Annotated in this window: 17 protein-coding genes; 2 read left to right on the top strand and 15 right to left on the bottom strand. The window is 52.6% G+C overall.

The features are described from left to right. Positions 1–117: 117 nt before the first annotated feature. From IEX98_RS20540 to IEX98_RS20575, 8 genes are all read right to left on the bottom strand, one after another. Positions 118–1404 (bottom strand): hemolysin family protein, encoded by a 1287-nt coding sequence (locus IEX98_RS20540; RefSeq protein WP_188891083.1) that lies wholly within the window; start codon positions 1402–1404, stop codon positions 118–120. Between the two features lie 98 nt (positions 1405–1502). After that, on the bottom strand, positions 1503–2684 hold the full coding sequence (locus IEX98_RS20545; RefSeq protein ID WP_188891084.1) for a DUF3900 domain-containing protein: 1182 nt from the start codon (positions 2682–2684) through the stop codon (positions 1503–1505). A gap of 3 nt (positions 2685–2687) precedes the next feature. Continuing rightward, positions 2688–3791, bottom strand: a complete 1104-nt coding sequence (locus IEX98_RS20550) for a nitric oxide synthase oxygenase (RefSeq protein WP_188891085.1) — start codon at positions 3789–3791, stop codon at positions 2688–2690. Beyond that, a complete protein-coding gene (locus IEX98_RS20555) occupies positions 3778–4614 on the bottom strand; it encodes an EcsC family protein (RefSeq protein WP_188891086.1) in 837 nt (278 codons plus the stop codon). The genes IEX98_RS20550 and IEX98_RS20555 overlap by 14 nt, the downstream gene beginning before the upstream one ends. A 68-nt stretch (positions 4615–4682) precedes the next feature. After that, a complete protein-coding gene (gene modB / locus IEX98_RS20560; protein ID WP_188891087.1) occupies positions 4683–5369 on the bottom strand; it encodes a molybdate ABC transporter permease subunit in 687 nt (228 codons plus the stop codon). A 112-nt stretch (positions 5370–5481) separates the two neighbouring features. Then, positions 5482–5946 (bottom strand): disulfide oxidoreductase, encoded by a 465-nt coding sequence (locus IEX98_RS20565; RefSeq protein WP_188891088.1) that lies wholly within the window; start codon positions 5944–5946, stop codon positions 5482–5484. A 6-nt stretch (positions 5947–5952) separates the two neighbouring features. Then, a complete protein-coding gene (locus tag IEX98_RS20570; RefSeq protein ID WP_188891089.1) occupies positions 5953–6663 on the bottom strand; it encodes a DsbA family protein in 711 nt (236 codons plus the stop codon). Between the two features lie 107 nt (positions 6664–6770). Continuing rightward, positions 6771–8867, bottom strand: coding sequence for a HelD family protein (locus tag IEX98_RS20575; protein ID WP_188891090.1), 2097 nt, complete (start codon positions 8865–8867; stop codon positions 6771–6773). A 77-nt stretch (positions 8868–8944) separates the two neighbouring features. Between IEX98_RS20575 and IEX98_RS20580 the strand changes: the two genes are divergently transcribed. Beyond that, a complete protein-coding gene (locus IEX98_RS20580) occupies positions 8945–9181 on the top strand; it encodes a hypothetical protein (protein ID WP_188891091.1) in 237 nt (78 codons plus the stop codon). 206 nt (positions 9182–9387) lie between these two features. On the opposite strand, the gene IEX98_RS20585 is transcribed toward IEX98_RS20580, so the two are convergent. The 5 genes from IEX98_RS20585 to IEX98_RS20605 all read right to left on the bottom strand — a co-directional run bounded on the left by IEX98_RS20585 (position 9388) and on the right by IEX98_RS20605 (position 15246). Beyond that, on the bottom strand, positions 9388–9693 hold the full coding sequence (locus IEX98_RS20585; protein WP_188891092.1) for a DUF1294 domain-containing protein: 306 nt from the start codon (positions 9691–9693) through the stop codon (positions 9388–9390). A 14-nt stretch (positions 9694–9707) separates the two neighbouring features. Next, the gene (gene hrpB, locus IEX98_RS20590) at positions 9708–12233 is read right to left on the bottom strand and encodes an ATP-dependent helicase HrpB (protein ID WP_188891093.1); all 2526 of its coding nucleotides are present in this window, start codon (positions 12231–12233) and stop codon (positions 9708–9710) included. A 69-nt stretch (positions 12234–12302) separates the two neighbouring features. Next, complete coding sequence (locus tag IEX98_RS20595) at positions 12303–13163, bottom strand: hypothetical protein (RefSeq protein ID WP_188891094.1); 861 nt, start codon at positions 13161–13163, stop codon at positions 12303–12305. Positions 13164–13302: 139 nt separating this feature from the next. Further along, entirely contained in the window at positions 13303–14253 is a 951-nt protein-coding gene (gene corA, locus IEX98_RS20600) for a magnesium/cobalt transporter CorA (protein ID WP_188891095.1), read from the bottom strand. A gap of 39 nt (positions 14254–14292) precedes the next feature. Further along, positions 14293–15246, bottom strand: a complete 954-nt coding sequence (locus IEX98_RS20605; protein WP_188891096.1) for a hypothetical protein — start codon at positions 15244–15246, stop codon at positions 14293–14295. Between the two features lie 155 nt (positions 15247–15401). On the opposite strand from IEX98_RS20605, the gene gluQRS reads away from it, so the two are divergent. Further along, the gene (gluQRS, locus tag IEX98_RS20610; protein ID WP_188891097.1) at positions 15402–16370 is read left to right on the top strand and encodes a tRNA glutamyl-Q(34) synthetase GluQRS; all 969 of its coding nucleotides are present in this window, start codon (positions 15402–15404) and stop codon (positions 16368–16370) included. An 85-nt stretch (positions 16371–16455) separates the two neighbouring features. Here the strand turns inward: gluQRS and IEX98_RS20615 are convergent, their stop codons facing one another. Next, on the bottom strand, positions 16456–17169 hold the full coding sequence (locus IEX98_RS20615; RefSeq protein ID WP_188891098.1) for an adenosylcobinamide amidohydrolase: 714 nt from the start codon (positions 17167–17169) through the stop codon (positions 16456–16458). Continuing rightward, on the bottom strand, positions 17166–18275 hold the full coding sequence (cobD, locus tag IEX98_RS20620) for a threonine-phosphate decarboxylase CobD (protein WP_188891099.1): 1110 nt from the start codon (positions 18273–18275) through the stop codon (positions 17166–17168). The genes IEX98_RS20615 and cobD overlap by 4 nt, the downstream gene beginning before the upstream one ends. Between the last annotated feature and the right edge of the window lie 6 nt (positions 18276–18281).

The following is an 18281-nucleotide window of genomic DNA, read 5'->3' on the forward strand; positions in this document are numbered from 1 at the left end:
AATATGACCCGCACTCCCCCGCAATTTGCGAAAAAGCAAACAAAAAACCGCATCACGGACAAGGAGACCTCTGAAAAAGTTGCTTTTCAATGGCCTTCCCAATCGGAAAGCGGTTTTTTATTTGTTGCGATTCACCATAATTTCGACCTTGCGGATGCGATGCTTCTCCTTCACCCGAACAGTAAACGTCAGCTCGGCATACGTCCATGGCTCGCCAACCTTTAACTCTGCGTTTTGATTAAACAGCCAGCCGCCGATGGAGTCAACGTCTTGACTCTCCAGATGACTGCCTGTCGCCTCGTTGACCTCGCTGATCAATGCCTTGCCGTCCACCAAAAAAACATTGTCTCCGATCTGATCGATTTCAACCACTTCGTCCTCATCGAATTCATCACGTATTTCACCAACGATTTCTTCGACAATATCTTCAATCGTAATCATGCCGGAGGTGCCTCCATATTCATCGAGAAGAATTGCGATATGGACCCGTTCGAGCTGCATACGCCGCAGCAGCTTTTTAATCGGAATTACTTCCGGCACCGACATCATGGGCTGCATGAGCGATCGTACGGTAGAGTTATGCGTATCGAAATCATGCATGAAAAACTGCTTCGTATTAATGACACCAATGATATTGTCCTTGCTTCCGCTCGCAACAGGGAACCGCGTATATTGCTCCTTACGGATAATCGCAATATTTTCTTCCTTCGACTTTTCGACGAATAGACATACCATGTCGGTGCGCGGCACCATAATTTCACGAGCCAGCCGTTCGTCGAATTCAAAGATCCGGTTCACGTAGCTGAGCTCGCTTTTATTAATTTTTCCGCTTTCGTAGCTCTCCGACATAATGAGCCGGATTTCCTCCTCGGAATGCGCTTCATGCTCCCCCGTCGGTTTTAAGCCCAGCATGCGGACGAGCCCGTTCGCGGAGCCGTTAAGCAGCCAAATGAACGGAAACATCAGCTTATTGAACCAGATGATGATCGGCGAAGTGAACTGGCTGACTTGCTCCGCTTTAATAATAGCAAGTGTTTTCGGGGCAAGCTCTCCTAGTACGACATGCAAATAAGTCACAATAACGAAAGAAATAATAAAGGACAAAGCATTCGATAGATTTGCCTGAAGATGCAGCCGTTCAAACAGCGGATGCAGCAGCTCATGTACGGTCGGTTCGCCAAGCCAGCCAAGGCCCAGCGCCGTTATTGTAATCCCCAGCTGGCACGCAGATAGATAGCCGTCCAGATGAGTAATGACTTTTTCGACTGATTTAGCGTTTTTGGCCCCTTCGTTAACCATCTGGTTAACGCGGCTCGTGCGCAATCGTACGACCGCAAATTCCGTAGCGACGAAAAAAGCCGAAAATAGCAGCAGGATCGCAAATAAGAACAATTTCAATACCATGTGACGCAATAACTCCCCTTTAGCAATGCAAGATGGCTAGGCATTCCCTTATTGTAGCCAAAGCTCATCATTCACATTCCGCAGCGGGATTTATCGGGTTACCACGGCACGTCGTCGTTAGAGGAAGTTTCGTTATGGGCAGCATTGTCTGACTGGGCTCTGTTCAGCGAGGCTTCAAGCTCCGATTGCGGTTGCGGTGCTTCTTCCCGCTCGCGACGATGGGTTCCGATTTCATCCAAAATATCGGTCAGATCCGGCGGCGAAAGCAGCTCAACCGGGGACATGCCTTTATCAAATTGGAAAGAATCGCCTTCAATGACGACAACGTATCGTCCATTATGCTTGGCGAAATGAAAAGCAGTGCCGAAATCGGCCAGCAGCCCTTTCATCGTAACGCTATCCAGCTTGAACGAGAAAGATAAATCGGGCTTCTGCTCCACCAGCGCCGCCGATGCGGCAGCAACCTGCTCATGCGTCCAATATTCTTGGATATCACGTTTTTCACTGTTCGCCCATACCTCAATGGCATTCTCCTCTTCCCGCCGCTCCGTACTTTCGGGCGCATCCTGCCACTTATCCTCCATGTACTGTTGAACCATGCCAAGAACCTGCTCGCCCATTACTTCGGGCAGCGGTTTTTCATAAGAGACATACTTCAAGAAGTCTTCGAAATAACGGGCGTGGGACGCTTGGTGAATTTTCAGCTCCCAATGCTCCAGCATCCCTTCCTCCGGCATATGAGGATATTGAATAGACTTGATGCTGCGTGCGCTGATTGCCATTTCGACTTGAGAAATCAAGCTGCGCTCATCGGCGATGCGGGCGATATTCGGTTCAAAATCGCATTTCAGCAAAAATAAAAACGGCTCATCGAAATACGTATTCAGCTTCGCCCTCGCAATAATAAACGCACCGCCTCGCACTGCGCTTGTATCCATATAAATATGGACAAGCTCGTCGGCGATGCCGATGAACCGCTCCTTATGTTCAGCATCGCGCAAGCGCTGGAACAGATTGTAGTTCTGATTGCTTCCAAGCTCATAGCCGGGCTCGACCATGAATCGTCCGATTTTGGTCGGCGCGTTCTCCGAATTGGGATTCCGTTCGACTTTGCGCTTGACGATCCGCTTGAACTCTCCATCCAAAAACTTCTTAATTTCACTGTCTTCATAATCGTCCTCGTCCAGCGTTTGATAATGCTTGTACCGCTTGGACGAGCCGCTGTCGTCGCCATCGGTGACAATGACGAAAAAAGATAAATACTCCATATTGAAATCCACGAATTAACCCCCGGTATTGTAAGCCGCTGCCTGATAGCTGTAAGTCGGCTTCAATTGTTTATCTTTAAAGCCCCGATGCCAGATCGAAGTTGTAGATGGCGACATCGGCGGAATAAGCCAGGACCATCTGCCCGTCACTTCGCGTCCGTTCGCCTCTTCCTGCTTCTCAAACCGCATAAACTGTTCCGCTGCCGTATGATGATCCACAATGCTCACGCCATGCTTCTTGAAAGAATGAATGACCGCAGCATTCAGTTCCACCATAGCACGATCCTTCCATAGCGACGTATTTGTCGTCGTATCCAGTCCCATCGCTTCCGCCACTTTCGGCAGCTGATGGTACCGGTTCACATCGGCCAGGTTGCGTGAACCGATCTCCGTTCCCATGTACCAGCCATTGAACGGTGCAGCTGTATAGTTCAAGCCGCCGATTTCCAGCTTCATATCCGAAATAAACGGTACGGCATACCATCTCAATTGCAGCGCTTGAAATGCCTCACCCAGCTCAGGATGTTCGATCGGAACCTCTAGCGCAATACCTTCCGGCAGCTCGTACAGCTTTGGCTGACGATCGTCAATCTGGATGACAAGCGGCAGCACGTCAAACGGCGTCTGTTTGCCTTCCCAGCCAAGCTTCGTACATGCCTCTGTAAATGCAATGGAAGCAGGATCACCAATTACGCCTTGTTCGGTTTGATAACCGGCATAACGGACAAGCTGATGATTCCATATACGGATGCGCCGGTTCGGCCGCTCAGGAGCAAAGACGGTAATCGTCGAGCGAACGCGCCCGCCGTTCGTGGCATATTTAATATGATTAAATATAGCTTCCGCAACCTCATCTTCCTGATCTAAATCCCTTGCGTCACGAACCTCTAACGATTGCCAAAACAACCGCCCGATACAGCGGTTGCTGTTGCGCCAAGCTAATCTGGCGCCATGCTGCAATTCCTCGTACGTATGCGTGTAACTTCCGTCGCGCTCTATTTGCTGCTCAATCTCAGACAAGCGAAGCTTGGCTTCTTCTTCACTTTTTCCAAGCTCGGCATAACATCCTATTATAAATTGTTCTGCTTCCGACCATAGTAAAGCGCTAGATGCGATCATGCTGTTCCCTGCTCTCTTCAATCTTTTGCAATACTCTTCTCTTACGATATAGCATCTTAGCGGCCTCGGCCACATCATTCAACATGCCCCTATTAATGAACGCGCCGAATAGCATGCCTGCAACAGGAATCATCTGAAACAGCTTCTTCCAGCCGAAATTGTCACGATACAGCGCGACGGCTTCCTGCCAGCCTTGAAGCTGCGACATCATTTGCTTCCCTCCGTCGCCTCCCCCGAACACCGACAACTCTTCCAAAATGGCTTTTTTGCCTATAATATCCGACGAGGCGAACTGCATAATTTTCACCGCAAATACCCGCTCCTCGCGGAGGCTCGGATCATAGCCGTAACAGATGCCGATTTCCTGTATAATTTTCAACGACAATCCCAATATGGCGGGAATATCGAGCGCTAATGTTAAAAGTCCGCCAAAGCCGGTCGTCGCCCCTTGCACCGTTGCCAGCTTCGATCGGCTGGCTGACAGCTGGTCGGCTGTTGCATCCATGACGCTAAGCGGCAATCGCGCAACACCGTCCAGATCAAGCCCTTCTGTCCGATCAGGTATTTGCTTTCTCAACCGCTCCAGTACCGATTTCTCCGACAACAGATAACGGCCTCCGGTCTGAACGAATGCGCCAACCTCATTAACCGCTTCTCCGATTTTTTGCTGAATGACGGCAGGCGTCAATTTATCAAGCAGCATGAACGGCAGCCGGCCCAGCTTCTCCCAGAACCATAAGTCCTTCTGTGAGCTTTCCCATGCCTCGATCTCGCGCAGCGCATCGGCAAGCTGCTTCTCCGTATCCTTCAGTTCTCTTATCATTCCGGCGCCCCCTTTGCCTGCAATACGAAATCAACGATCAAATGGATGCATTCCCGGCCTTCGGCTGCTTACCGATCCAGACGGTCACTTCTTCGTCCTGTTAGATAGAGCATAATAAACGAGATTACGACAACTGCTCCCGTCCAAGTCCAAGCGAGACCCATACGTCCCGATTCCACGGCTACGTATATGGCGGTTGGCGTCGTTTGCGTCACACCTGGAATGTTGCCTGCCACCATCAGCGTTGCCCCGAACTCTCCCAAGCTGCGGGCGAAACCGAGCAAATAGGCTGTCATAAGCGAGCGACTGGTTAAGGGCAGTGAAATATAGAGGAAGATTTGCCATTCACCGGCTCCCGCGGATCGCGCCGCTTCCAACAAGTGCTTGTCTACCGAGGCAAAACCGTTTTTCATCGTCTGGTAGACGAGCGGAAACGCTACGATGACCGCAGCAATGACGGCTGCCAGCCACGTAAAGATAACAGGCTGCCCGAACAGCCATTCATAAGCTTGCCCAATCCACCCTTTGCGCCCTATCAAAACAAGCAGAAGGAATCCGACGACTGTCGGCGGCAGAACCAGCGGCATCATGAACAACGTCTCAAGCCATAGTGCGCCGCGCTGCGGTTTTCTTGTCATCAGCCAAGCGACCAGCGTTCCGAGCGCAAGCACGATAACACTGGCGACCAAAGCGATGCGCAGCGATAGGAGCAGCGGCTCCGTCCATTGTTCCCATGTCCAATCCGACAAACGCATTCACTCCGATATTTATTTAGTAGAATAGGTCTATTATAGATGAAAACAGCTCCGAACAGCCAGCATGCCTGGCTCATTCGAAGCTGTTTTCTCCTACATTATGAACATTTTGTTACTCTGCTTGTTCTTGCTCTTCCTCTTGCTCTTCCTGCAGCTCCGCTCTTTCGCGCGCCTGCAGCAGGAAGATCGTAATCAGGATGAATGCAACAAGCGCCATCAGAGGAATCGTAATAAAGCCCAGCCAATTGAGATAGTCTTGATTGCAAGGAATGCCGGAACGGCAAGGCGCAACCTCGCCAAGCTTCGGAAACCATATTTCGATGTTGTGGTACAGGGAAATCAGTCCGCCGATCAAGCTGAGCGGCAGCGTGTACCAAACGATGCGACGGTCGCCGCGATAGGCGGCAATGCCTAGAATAATCGCTTGCGGATACATGAATATACGCTGGTACCAGCACAAATCACATGGTATAAAACCTTCGATTTCGCTGAAATACAAACTGCCTCCGGTCGCTACGAGCGATACCAGCCAAGCAAAGTACAGGCCGGTCCTTTGACTCCAAGATTCATACCTCAATGGATATTACCCCTTCAGCGTTTTTTCGATCGTCGCTTTAATCGATGCGTAATCCATGGAACCGGTATACTTCTTGCCGTTGATGAACAGCGTCGGCGTACCCGTTACGTTCAACGGACGAACAGACTCGTTATCCTTGTCCACTCTTTTCTTATAGGTCTTGTTGTCGATGTCACTGCGCAGCTTATCAAAGTCGATCGGCAGGTTGGCATCCTTCGCCAGTTGAACAAGATGCTCCGGTGTTGCCCATTCAATTCGTTCATCCTGCTGTTTGTCATATAACGTTTTGTAGTAAGTCCAGTACGCTTCCGGATTTTGCTGATGAACCGCTTCGGCAGCCAGCGCTGCTGTCTCCGAATCCGGGCCGATAAACGTGTAATTCACGAAAGAAAGTGAAGCTTTGCCGGTATCGATGAAATCCTTCTCCAGCTGCGGTTTAATATTTTGTGCGAAAAATTGGCAGGACGGACATTTGAAATCGCCGAATTCGACGAGTTTGACCGGTGCTTCCGTGCTTCCTTGCGTTGGCAATGAAGCATAGTCGAAACTAGCCGGCTTGCTTTGCTGATTTAGGCCGATGATGATGACAGCAATGACTGCCACAAAAGCCAATGTCAGAAAAATAAGCGATTTGTTCGATCCTTTTCGCTGTGCCTCTTTCGATTGCTTATTCGGATTGGGACGATATTGCTTTTTTTTCGGTTTGCTCAATGCCATTCAATTCCTTCCTGGACACGGGATTATAGCGCTTTGTAGCAAGTTTAGTTACAAGTCACTTTAAAGTCAATATGCCTAAAGGAGTTGTCTTAATACTGTCAAATTTATTATTCGGTTGTCAACTGCTCTGGAGCAATTAATGCCGTTAATTTCCCGCTATGAATCAGCTTTAATTTGTGGAGTGCTCTCGTACAGCCGACATAGAGCAGCTTAGCGTCATGATCGGCGTAGCTGTCGGCATCCGCGTCCGCGATAAGTACGGCATCGAACTCCAGCCCTTTCGACAAATAGACCGGTACGACCGACAACCCGCCTCCGTATTCCGGCTGCTTGCTTTGCACGAGCGAAGGCTCCAGCCCTTCGGCTTTAAGTGCTTCATAGATAATCTCGCATTGTCCGGCTGTTCTCCCAATGACGGAAATCGTCTCGTAGAGACCGCTGCTCTGCCATTCCCGGACAGTAGAGATGATGCCAGATGCCCAACTGACAGGTTCGATAGCTTCAACAAGCACAGGATCGCCGCTGCGGAATACAGGCACAGCCGGCTTTACGCCGCCGCCCATCGCACCCAAAATCCGGTTGGCGAATTCGATAATTTCCATCGTTGAACGATAGCTGCGATTCAATTCAAAGTAGCCCGTGCGCTCTTCTTCAAACAGCGCCGTAAGCTCCTTCCAGCTTTGGATACCGGCATAGTCGTGAATCCCCTGCTGCAAGTCGCCAAGCACCGTCATGGATGGCGCTGTCTGACAAAGCCGGAGCGCCTCCAGTTGGAAAGGTGAGTAGTCTTGTGCTTCGTCAATGACGATATGATCATACGTCGGTGTTTGCAAACCGCGCAGACGCAAATGAATATAGGCAAGCGGAGCCAAATCCTCCCCTTCAACTCTGCCTTCTTTCAAGCGGGACCACGTTGCTGCCGCTACACCTTTCGGAACCTCAGGGGATGCTTGTTTTCCATGAAATAACGTCATATACAGCTGAGTGGCCGTATAGGAAGGGATTTTCTTCAAGAAAGCGTTCAGCTTGGCAGAAGCTTTGGCTCGTATTTTTTTATCCGCGATTCCACGGGTTTTCAGCTCCGACTCAAACCAGCGGCGAATACGGCTCGCCAGCCGGTCGCGTTTTTTCATCAGCGTCTCTTCGCCATAATCCGTGTCATACCACTCCTGCATCTGCTCGGGCTTCAGCACTAGCCCCGGAAGCGGCTCGAACGGAATGACCGGTACGATGCGGTCTGCTGTCTCGGCAATACGCTGGTCGACGATCGCTTTGAACGATAACGATCCCTTCAGCCTGCCGGATGAATTCGCAGCCTCCTCTGCCGTGCGGTGCTGCTCGAACCAATAATTAAGCGTATCCGCCGTGCTGGCGAGCGATACTTCATGCTCCAGAAGCTCAAGCGCCCAGTCCGCGAACGTCGTCTGTTGAATATCTCCTACCCCAAGCTCCGGCAGTACTCCGGAAATATAATCGAGAAACATCCGGTTTGGCGCGAAAATAATCATTCGCTCGGCGCGCATCCGATCCGCATATTGATAAAGAAGGAAAGCGAGCCTGTGCAGCGCCACCGTCGTCTTGCCGCTGCCCGCCACGCCTTGGATGAACAGCGCCTTCGCCCGTTCCGAACGAATAATTTGATCCTGCTCATGCTGGATGGTAGAGACGATATCACGAAGCTTATTATCCTTGTTCTCGCCCAGCCGATAAAGCAGAAACTCATCGGTAACGGCTTCATCCTCTTGGCCGCGCGTATAGCTGTCTACCATCCGGACGAGCTCCCCGTGCCGGACCATCAGGTTGCGCTTCAAATGAACATAGCCTTCAATTTCGCCTTCCGGTGATTCGTAAGCGGCAGTGTCTTCTCCGCCCGTAAAAGAATAGAAAAGGCTGGCTACGGGAGCCCGCCAATCAATGACAATCAGCTCATCCTTGTTGCTTTGTTTAGCCACTCCGGCTTTGCCGATATAGAGCGGCTTGTTCTTATCCGTCTGCACCTCTTGAAAATCGATGCGCCCGAAATAGGGCTCACGCTGCGCGATCTCAAGTCTTTTTTTACGCTCCTCACGCTGCAGGTCGAGCATTTGCTCCGTGAAGTCATTGCCCGTGTAACGCGGACCAATCTCGTTCAATTGCGTGACAATTTCATTCATTGACATTGCGAGCCGGTCTTTTTCTTCTTGATAGGCACTTTGAACCGTCATGTGTCAGTTACCTCCTAAGGTTATTTCGTCTCCCAAACGCAAAGATCGCCGTCTGAACGACGGCGAGTATGTTTGCGATGGATAAAAATATGGATTACAACTATACCATTATTAGAAGCCCGAAGGCAATCTTCTTCTCCGGCCAGTGCTCTGGCCGCTTCTTCTGGCCTTTCTTCTGGCCTTTCTTCTGGCCTTTCTTTTGGCCTTTCTTTCTCCGTCCGCAGCAACAAAATGCAAAAGTGCAGGTTGTAAGACCAAAAATGACCCGTTTAGCCCATCAAAATGTAAAAGTGCAGTTTGATCTTGCTTTTTGAGACCATTTTAATAAATTCGGATCATTCTGCCTGCACTTTTGCATTTTGAAGGCGATATAGTTCCGTTTTCTGAGGATTAAAATGTATTTTTACATTTTGATTCAGATGAGAATAATGACTCCTTGCCTCATACGCTAGCCGGTTGAGAGCAATTGCTCCTTGCCTATACGCAAATCGGTTGAGGGCAAGGACTCCTGCCCCACACGCTAGAATGAAATGGCCGAAAAGTCCTGTCCTAACAACCGCAAAACGACATAAACCGCTACCAGGTTCCATAGAATGAGCAGCGGAATACCGACCACAAACGACCGGTGCTTCGTCTTATGACGAAACACTTGCATCCCGATCCAGGCGCCAGCCGCCCCTCCTATCGCTGCGAAGCCAAACAGACGTTTTTCCGGGACGCGTCTTTTCTTATTGCGGGCAGCATGTTTATCCGCTCCCATGAGCGCAAACGCAACCACATTGACGACAATTAAATAGTTCCACAACCACTCTACTGGAATGCTCATGCACTTCCTTCCTGTTACTGCCCCCGCGGCTTCACCCGATTGGTAGGCTGTGCGGCATAAGGATCATCCGGCCAATAGTGCTTCGGATATCTTCCTTTTAAATCTTTCTTCACTTCGAAATAAGCACCGCTCCAGAAGCTGCCCAAATCGCGAGTAACCTGAACCGGCCGCTGGGAAGGAGAAAGCAGATGAATCGTAAGCGGCAGCTTGCCGCCGGCAAGCATCGGCGTTTCCCGCAAGCCGAACAGCTCCTGCAGCCGCACGGCAATGAACGGCGCTTCCGGATCGCTGTAGTCGACCGGGATGCGCGAGCCGCTCGGAACGGTCATATGGGTCGGCACCATCTCATCGAGCTGCTGGCGCTGCTGCCAGCTGTACAACGACTCCAGCACTTGAATCATATTCAGCCGCTGCAAATCGTTGCGATTTTTCATTCCGATCAAATGCGGCAGCAGCCAGTCCTCTAAAGTTGCAAGCAGCGTCTCCTCTGATACATCCGGCCAATCCTTATTCCGCCCTGACATCAGACGCATTCGAGCTAGCAGCTGCGACGACTGCTTACTCATCTGGAGCAGTCCCACTCCCGACTGCCGTATTCCCTCTAGCAGCGCTCTCGCCACTTGCTCGGAATCTGGCTGCGGCAGCGGCCCTTCCTTCAAGACGAGAGCACCCAGCCGCTGCCGGCGGCGTGCCCGGACAGCTCCAGCGGCGGAATCCCACTCCACCGAGTCCTGCACTTCGATTTGCTCACCCGCTGCCAGCTGAAGCTGTTCCGCTTGGAGCATGGCCGCCAGTCGGATTCGGCTTTCCGTGCCGGAATCGTCCAGCTCTGCGGCAACCAAATACGCGGCACGCGACAAAGGTTGAAGCTCAGGAAGCGCTGCCCCCCGGCCGTTCGCAAGCAAGTAGCGGCCATCGCTTCGCCGCTGCGCAATCCGGTCGGGGAAAGCAAAGGCGAGCAGCAAGCCGAACGGCTCCCCTTCCGGCAGCTGCTCAATCTGCCGCAGTTCTTGTCCGCCAGCACCTTCCGCCTCATCAGCCGCTTCCAGCATTCGCAGCCATTGAGCAGCTTGCGTCTTCATTCGCTGCACTGCACCTCGGTCAACGACGCCAGCACTTCTGCCCTTAAGCGCGTCGACCCTCAGCAGCAGATCGACATTGCGCTCCTGCGGCAGCAAATCGCGTTCGCTGAGCAGCGCAGCCAGTTCGCTGGCCGTCTCCGCCAATCCGAGCCGCTTCGCCTGCAGCAGCATATAGCCAAGGCGAGGATGCAGACCCAATCTGGCCATTCGTCTGCCCCAGCCGGTCGGCTTGCCGGAAGCATCGATGGCGCGAAGCAGCTCCAGCAGCTCCGTCGCATGGTCGTACGCAGCTTGCGGCGGCTCGTCCAGCCAACGAAGCTCCGACGGCTGCTGAATGCCCCATACGGCCAGCTCCAGCACCAGCTGCGTCAAATCCGCCTCCGCCAGCTCAGGTGCACTCTGCTCCGGCAAATATCGCTGCTCCTGCTCCGTCCATAGCCGGTAGCAGACGCCAGGCGCCAAACGGCCTGCACGGCCCCTCCGCTGATCGGCTGACGCCTGCGATACCTGGACCGTCTCCAATCTAGACATGCCGGTTCGCGGCGAGAAACGCGGAACCCGCATAAGTCCGCTGTCCACAACGATGCGAACCCCTTCTACTGTCAGACTGGATTCCGCGATCGACGTAGCAAGCACAACCTTCCGCTCTCCCGGCTTGCATGGCGCTATGGCTTCATCTTGAGCTTCAAGCGGCATACTGCCGTGAAGCTCAGTGACCCTTACCGCTCCGCCCGTACTGACGCCAGCCTGTGCAAGAGCAGAGGCCGTCCGTCTGATCTCTCCTATGCCGGGAAGAAAAGCGAGGACGTCGCCCTCATATTCTCTTAATGCCTGTTGAATGAGGGCGGCCATCCCCGCTTCAAGCCTGCCTTCCAGCCGCGACGAGAGATAGACCGTCTGCACCGGATTAGCTCGGCCTTTGCTGGCGATGACCGGCGCTTCGCCCAGCAGCGTTGCGACTGCTGCCGTATCCAGCGTTGCAGACATGACGAGCAGGCGCAGATCGTCTCGCAGCAGCGCTTGCGTCTGCAGACATAGCGCTAGTCCCAGATCGCCGTGCAAATGCCGCTCGTGAAATTCGTCGAACAGCACAGCCCCAACTTGTTCCAGCGCCTGGTCCTCTTGCAGCATCCGCGTGAGGATGCCTTCCGTAACGACCTCAATGCGAGTCGACCGGCTTACCTTTGTATCGAGCCGCACCCGATAGCCGACCGTCGCACCCACCGGCTCGCCTAGCATATCCGCCATATACTTGGCTGCGGAACGAGCCGCCAGCCGTCTTGGCTCCAGCATAATAATTTTGCGGCCTTGCAGCCACGGCTCGTCAAGCAGCGCAAGCGGCACCCTCGTCGTCTTGCCCGCGCCGGGTTCTGCTGTAAGCACGACGCCAGTACGCGTCCGAAGCGCAGTGATCAGCTCTGGCAGCACTTCATCGATGGGCAATGATGGTTTTAACATGTAGATAGCCTCCAAGCCGATAATTAATGCAATTAATAATTAATGATGTATTTCATGATGAATTATCGGCTATTTTACGATTCGCAGCATTTGTACGACAGGCCGATTGTCTCCAGCCAGCTGTGCTTCCCTGCTCCGCAGCTGTGATGAGCCGTCGCCGTCTAGAAAGATGCCGTCAACGAGCTTCCCGCCGCCGACCAGCTCCGTAACCGCTTCACGAAATTGGCTCAGCGTTCCCTTCGTCTTGCTCACGACAAGGTACAGCGTTCCGCTTTCATCATAGACAGCGCCAGACCGCAGCCGTAGATCGTCTGGGAAAGGAGCCTGCTCCCGCTCCGTCTCCGCTTTCCATTCAGCGTCACGGCCAAGGCTCATGCTGATGCCGCCTTGCGCCCAAAAACGGGTATGGTCCATTACTTTCAGTTCTGACGCTTTGCCAACGACTTGGACAGACAGCTTATTTGCCGCCCCGTCCCACACGAGCGTGCCCCGGGCATATTTTGTATTCTCGTTGCCGGAACCATAATCTTTAATGGCACCATTAACAGGCAAACTATTCACGATAGCAATGCTGAGCAAAGCCTTATCATAGAAAAAACCGCCGTTAATGCCGTAATAAGGCGAAATGGATACATTGTTATGAATCGCCGTCAAGGTCACATTAGACGGCTTAGTCGCCAGAACATGAAGCTCCATGCCTCCAGCGGACGTTGCTGTTGCATAGGTATAGCTGCTCGGGAAGACCTCCATCCGGTCGCTTTTCGCCTGCAGTGCATGGATCATGATGAAGAACAGAATACCTGCTCCGATAATGACCGCCGCCATTACGGCCGTTACTGCGACCGCTTTTTTCCGGCCAAGCTTACCGTTTGGCGCTTCGACGCCTCCCGGATCCAGCTCTGGCCCTATGTTATTGTCCTTGCTTGTCATAATTGCGTTGCCCCTTCTCTCTATCATCCCTTGCAAGCCATGTCTCTCCGTGACGCGAGTTGCTGCGGTAATTCGGCGTCACAGCCAGCAATCAGCTATCTAAACTAGTCAGATAGTAGCTACTAGCTAGTCAATCTTGTCAGTCAAACCAGCCTTTGCGCCGGAACCAGACGTACATTCCCAGTCCGATGACGAGCATAATGCCAAGCAGCAGAAAATATCCCCAATTCCAATTCAACTCCGGCATATTGTGAAAGTTCATACCGTAGATGCCTGCTAAAAAGGTAAGCGGCATAAAAATCGTCGTAATAACCGTGAGCGTCTTCATAATAGAATTCATTCGGTTGGAGTTGTATGACATATAGCTGTCCCGTAAATCCGCCGTCATCTCACGGCAGGCGTCGGTCATTTCGGCCAGCTTCAGCAAATGATCGTAGATGTCATGATAAAACGCGACATACTGGCTCAGCCCGTCGATCCGCTCCGTATTCAGAATACGGTACAGCAGCTCCCGCATCGGAAGAATCGTTTTGCGCAGACGGAGCAGTCTGGAACGAATATTGAAAATATCTTCGATCGCCGTCTGGTTTTTATCGTTGCCGCCGCCGATTTCCATGTCCAGCACCTGCTCCTCCAGTTCCTGAACGGCCGGAAAATATTGATCGACCAGCTGATCGATTACCATATAAGCAGCAAATAGCGACCAATTCTGGCTGGTAGCCGGGCTTTTCGCAATTTTCGCCCGCGCCTCCTCAATCTCATTAGAAGGCTGATAATGATAGGTCACCATGAATTTTTGCCCGATAAACATATTGACCTCGTACACGGCCAAAGTGCGGGGAACAATCGAATGCAGCACTAAAAAATGAAGCGGATCATAATGATCCAGCTTCGGCCGCTGCAGCAAATGGAAGCAATCCTCGATCGCCAGCGGATGGAAATGGAAATAGGAAGAGAGCAAGGCGGATTCCTCCTCGCTCGGCTCGCAAAAATCGGCCCAATACCATTCCAGCTCAGCCGTCGCCAGCTGCCCGATCGTCAAACCATCCCTCCACTGTCCGTCTTTCGTCAATCCCATAATCCGTATCAAATCAAACAACCTCCTGTAGCGATAGCGGCATAGCGCCGGTCAACCCGCAAACTGACGGATCAACCGGTCGCGTTCCTCTTTCAACGATGCATGCGTTCCTTCGGCCTGCGCGAGTTCCTTATCCAGCGTCTTCAGAAGCATTCTAGCTTTGTGAAGCTGATTCTCGGCCTGCGACTGCGATTCTTTTATTTTACCTTGTACAATCCAATCTGCAATCAATCCGTCGAAAAAATAATCGGCAAACGTCGCCATTCCGCCGATTTCCACAGCCAAATCCGACTGAAGGTTTACGTCCTTCAGCTCTTCCTTTAGCCGTTTGACCAAATGGCGGGCCGTATTGATCGAGTTTTTGGCGTCATCGATTTTGGAATGCTTAATGGACGTGCTAATCAGCCCGCCGCCGAGCATATCATAGGTGCCCCAGTTGGCAGCCGAATCCAGCTTATTGACGGCGTCCTCGAGCGAAAGCACAAGCTGGCGGCAAGCTGCTGCCGCTTCATACCATTCCTTGCGCTGCTGCTGCGCTTCCGCCAGCTGGCCGTCCAGCTCTTCCAGACCATGAGCAGCTTCGGAGTCTCCGCTAAGTATCCACTGCTCTTTCTGCTGCATCAGACGCGCGTATGCCTCTTCCGCACCGTGCAGCTCTCCAAGCTGATTTCCGTTTTCTATTAGCTCTGCCTTAAGCGTCTCTACCTCCAGCTTCGCCTGCTGCAGCTTTAACAATACAGCCAGCGCTTCCTGACGCTCCGTCTCCAGCTGCTCTTCTTTATTTCTAAGCAGCGTGTGGAACAGATTCGTCCAGCTCAGCTTCAGAAGCTTATCTACATCTTCCTGCTCCTGATCGAACTTGACCTCCAGCTCGGTAATAAGCTTCATCTCTGCATTTATCTGCGATTGAAGCTGCCTGTGGCGCCGCTCCAATTGCCATTGCGACGACATTTTCTCCCGTATCTCCTCGAGCTTTTTATTCCAATCTGCAATGGTTTCGTTCATCTTCACCGCTGCTCCCCTCTGCCTTTATCTGTTCATTCTGTTATTCATACGAAATACTCTTCTATTAGACTTCAAACCGGGGGAAATGGTTGCGCTGGCGGAATTAGACATGCTATCGTTTGTAAAATAGAGAAAACCGAAAAGGAGCCTACACTATGATTCGCGGAAGATTCGCACCAACGCCTTCGGGGCTTATGCATATCGGCAATATTTGGGCGGCGCTGCTTGCCTGGCTGCAGGTTAGAAGCGCAAACGGACAATTTGTGCTGCGGATGGAGGACATTGACAAACCCCGCTGCCGGTCAGAGCTGGCTGAGCAAGCGCTGACTGACCTTCGCTGGCTGGGACTCGACTGGGATGAAGGCCCCGATATAGGCGGCCCTTTCGCTCCGTATACGCAAAGCGAACGCGACGAATGGTACACTGACGCGCTCGATCGCTTGGAGCAAAACGGCATGCTCTATCCTTGCTTTTGCAGCCGCGCAGAGCTGCTGGCTGTCGCCAGCGCTCCCCATGGACTGAGTGAGGAAGGACCTTCCTACGCTGGAACCTGTCGTTGTCTGACCCCGGAGGAACAGCAGCAGCGAATGGCGGCGAAGAAGCCTTCGCTACGATTCCGGATCGATGACAACCGCTCCGCCGTCTCGTTCCACGATGGAGCCGCCGGCACGCAGGCATTCGCTGCCGATGCAGGAGGCGATTTCGTCGTTCGCCGGGCGGACGGCATTATCAGCTACCAGTTAGCTGTCGTCGCAGATGACGCTGCAATGGGTATTACGGACGTGCTGCGCGGTTATGACTTGCTCGACTCGACTCCCCGTCAGCTGCTGCTGTACGAAGCGCTTGCGCTGCCTGCTCCCCGCTTCGCCCATGTTCCGCTGCTGATGGGCGAGGATGGCCGGCGCCTCGCCAAACGTCACGGCGATACATCGATTGCCGGATTAAGAGCAGCAGGCTTATCGCCAGAGCGTATTATCGGCTGGCTGGCGCAGTTAGCCGGTCAGACAGACACCTTGGAGTCTGTTTCGGCGGCTGAGCTAGTCAGCGGGTTTCGTCTGGAACGCGTTCCGACCGTGCCGATCGTCATTGATGAGAATGCGATGCGTCAGCTAATGCGGCACTAATCTGCTGTATTGCATTAAAAAGGTCTGCCTTCTTCGATTCTTTCCGCTCGAATCGATAAAGGCAGACCTTTTTTACAAGTGGAGATTACTTCTCATGCTGCGTACGGCTCGCTTCATATACGGTCGCATAGACCAGACGTCCAATTGCATTGCCGATTGTCGTTGCCGCGCCTGCATAGGCATGGACAGAATTGCCATAGCCTTGCCCGCTGACGCCAATGACGATCGCGTCTGTCGTCGTCCCTGTAGCGATCCTCCCGTTATCCGGGTCAACGATGCTTAGATCCTGCAGCGCCGCAGCCTTAGCTTCCGCCGCCTGGATGACAGCATTCACCATCGCGGCTTCCGTCATCTGCCCATCAATGAGAAGAACTGTGTTGATCGTACCTGGCGCATAAGCGGAGAACGTTTCTCTCGGCAGTCCGGCTCGTGCGCCGTTGCTTGTACCGGAAGTGGTAAAGCAAACCAGCTTGAAGCAATCCCCCTCCTCTTCCGCAACAGAAAGATGCGTCAGCTTGGCAGCAGTCATTAGACATATCGTCTTACCCGGGTCATATCCCCATCCCTGCAAGCGGTTGCCTGCATCTGCTCCAGGATCTTCGCATTCATAAGGAATCGGAACCTTCCAATTGACGACCGTATCCGAAGCGGCCAAACCGCCAAGATGCACAGCGCTGCTAAGTGTGCGGAGCTGCATAGGACTGGAGACAACAATACGATCCCCCTCCTGCAGCTCCGCTGTTACACCCGGCCATACCGCGGATTCGTAAAAGCTGGCAGTACGGAAAGGCTGTGTCATTCGATCATTCCCTCCATTCCACTGCAAGCATGAATCGCAGCCATCGCCCCCTTCAACTCCGCCAAAAATCGTTCGTTCTGAGGACGCAGCTTAATCGCGAATCGGCAATAATGCGCATCTAATCCGGTAAAATGAGACGCATCCCGGATTAACACGCCGCGCCGCCCCAATTCGTTCTGTAACGCCGCAGCCGTTAAACCTGGCTGTTCCGGCAATCTAACAAGCACATAGTTCGCTGCCCCAGCATACACATTCAGACCTGATTCCCAAAGCCGATCCGCAAACCAAGGCCCCTCTTCCTGCAGCCAATTTTTCGTCTTAGCGGCAAATTCCTCATCGTCCAACACCGCTTCGCCGATCAACTGCGCAAGCGAGTTGACGCTCCAAGGCACTTGAAGCCGGCTCAGTTCGGCAATGTTGCCCGGTTCTCCTACGATATAGCCCAAACGAATGCCCGGAATGGCATAAAACTTTGTCATTGACCTAATGACGAACAGCCGGTCGTTCACAGCCGCTTCTTGCAGTAGCGAATAGGCTTCCTCGTCAGGGACAAAATCCATAAATGCTTCGTCGACAACAACAGTTGCTCCCTGCTTAACTAACTTCAAGATCAGTTCAGGTCGAACGAGTTTACCGGTAGGGTTGTTCGGCGAGCCAATCATGTAGAAATCGGCAGCTCGCGATTGCAGCAGCGATGCTTCGGAAAGCTCAAATTGTTCGGCTTCGGTCAACGGAATCGGCAATGTACCCCCGCCGATTTTGTGAACAGCATCGCCGTATTCGGCAAAAGAGGGATAAGCCAGCCCCGTAATAACCGGATTATGCTGTCTGACGACAAGATCAATTAGCTCAGCAGCCCCGTTGCCGATCAGAATGGATTGTTCATCTACTGCATGCAGCTGTGCCAGCTTCGTTCTTAACCCTCGAACCGCCGGGTCAGGATAACGGTCGATTTTGTCGGCATAAGCTGCCAATACTTGCCGCACGGCTGGCGGGGGACCAAATGGATTCATATTGGAGCTGTAATCCAAAAAATGCTCGGCAGGCAGCCCGTACGCTTCCTCGGCTGTGCGCAAGTCGCCTCCGTGCCCGTATTTTTCAAGCATAATGCT

The sequence above is a fragment of the Paenibacillus radicis (ex Gao et al. 2016) genome (assembly GCF_014641555.1).
GTDB classification, from domain to species: Bacteria; Bacillota; Bacilli; order Paenibacillales; family Paenibacillaceae; genus Pristimantibacillus; species Pristimantibacillus radicis.

Bases quoted from the DNA above. Each gene is read 5' to 3' on its own strand.
- IEX98_RS20605 (WP_188891096.1), bottom strand. From the start codon at position 15,246: ATGAACGAAACCATTGCAGATTGGAATAAAAAGCTCGAGGAGATACGG.
- IEX98_RS20555 (WP_188891086.1), bottom strand. From the start codon at position 4,614: ATGATAAGAGAACTGAAGGATACGGAGAAGCAGCTTGCCGATGCGCTG.
- IEX98_RS20585 (WP_188891092.1), bottom strand. From the start codon at position 9,693: ATGAGCATTCCAGTAGAGTGGTTGTGGAACTATTTAATTGTCGTCAAT.
- IEX98_RS20595 (WP_188891094.1), bottom strand. From the start codon at position 13,163: ATGACAAGCAAGGACAATAACATAGGGCCAGAGCTGGATCCGGGAGGC.
- modB (WP_188891087.1), bottom strand. From the start codon at position 5,369: ATGCGTTTGTCGGATTGGACATGGGAACAATGGACGGAGCCGCTGCTC.
- cobD (WP_188891099.1), bottom strand. From the start codon at position 18,275: ATGCTTGAAAAATACGGGCACGGAGGCGACTTGCGCACAGCCGAGGAA.
- IEX98_RS20550 (WP_188891085.1), bottom strand. From the start codon at position 3,791: ATGATCGCATCTAGCGCTTTACTATGGTCGGAAGCAGAACAATTTATA.
- IEX98_RS20570 (WP_188891089.1), bottom strand. From the start codon at position 6,663: ATGGCATTGAGCAAACCGAAAAAAAAGCAATATCGTCCCAATCCGAAT.
- IEX98_RS20540 (WP_188891083.1), bottom strand. From the start codon at position 1,404: ATGGTATTGAAATTGTTCTTATTTGCGATCCTGCTGCTATTTTCGGCT.
- IEX98_RS20580 (WP_188891091.1), top strand. From the start codon at position 8,945: ATGGATAAAAATATGGATTACAACTATACCATTATTAGAAGCCCGAAG.
- hrpB (WP_188891093.1), bottom strand. From the start codon at position 12,233: ATGTTAAAACCATCATTGCCCATCGATGAAGTGCTGCCAGAGCTGATC.
- gluQRS (WP_188891097.1), top strand. From the start codon at position 15,402: ATGATTCGCGGAAGATTCGCACCAACGCCTTCGGGGCTTATGCATATC.
- IEX98_RS20615 (WP_188891098.1), bottom strand. From the start codon at position 17,169: ATGACACAGCCTTTCCGTACTGCCAGCTTTTACGAATCCGCGGTATGG.
- IEX98_RS20575 (WP_188891090.1), bottom strand. From the start codon at position 8,867: ATGACGGTTCAAAGTGCCTATCAAGAAGAAAAAGACCGGCTCGCAATG.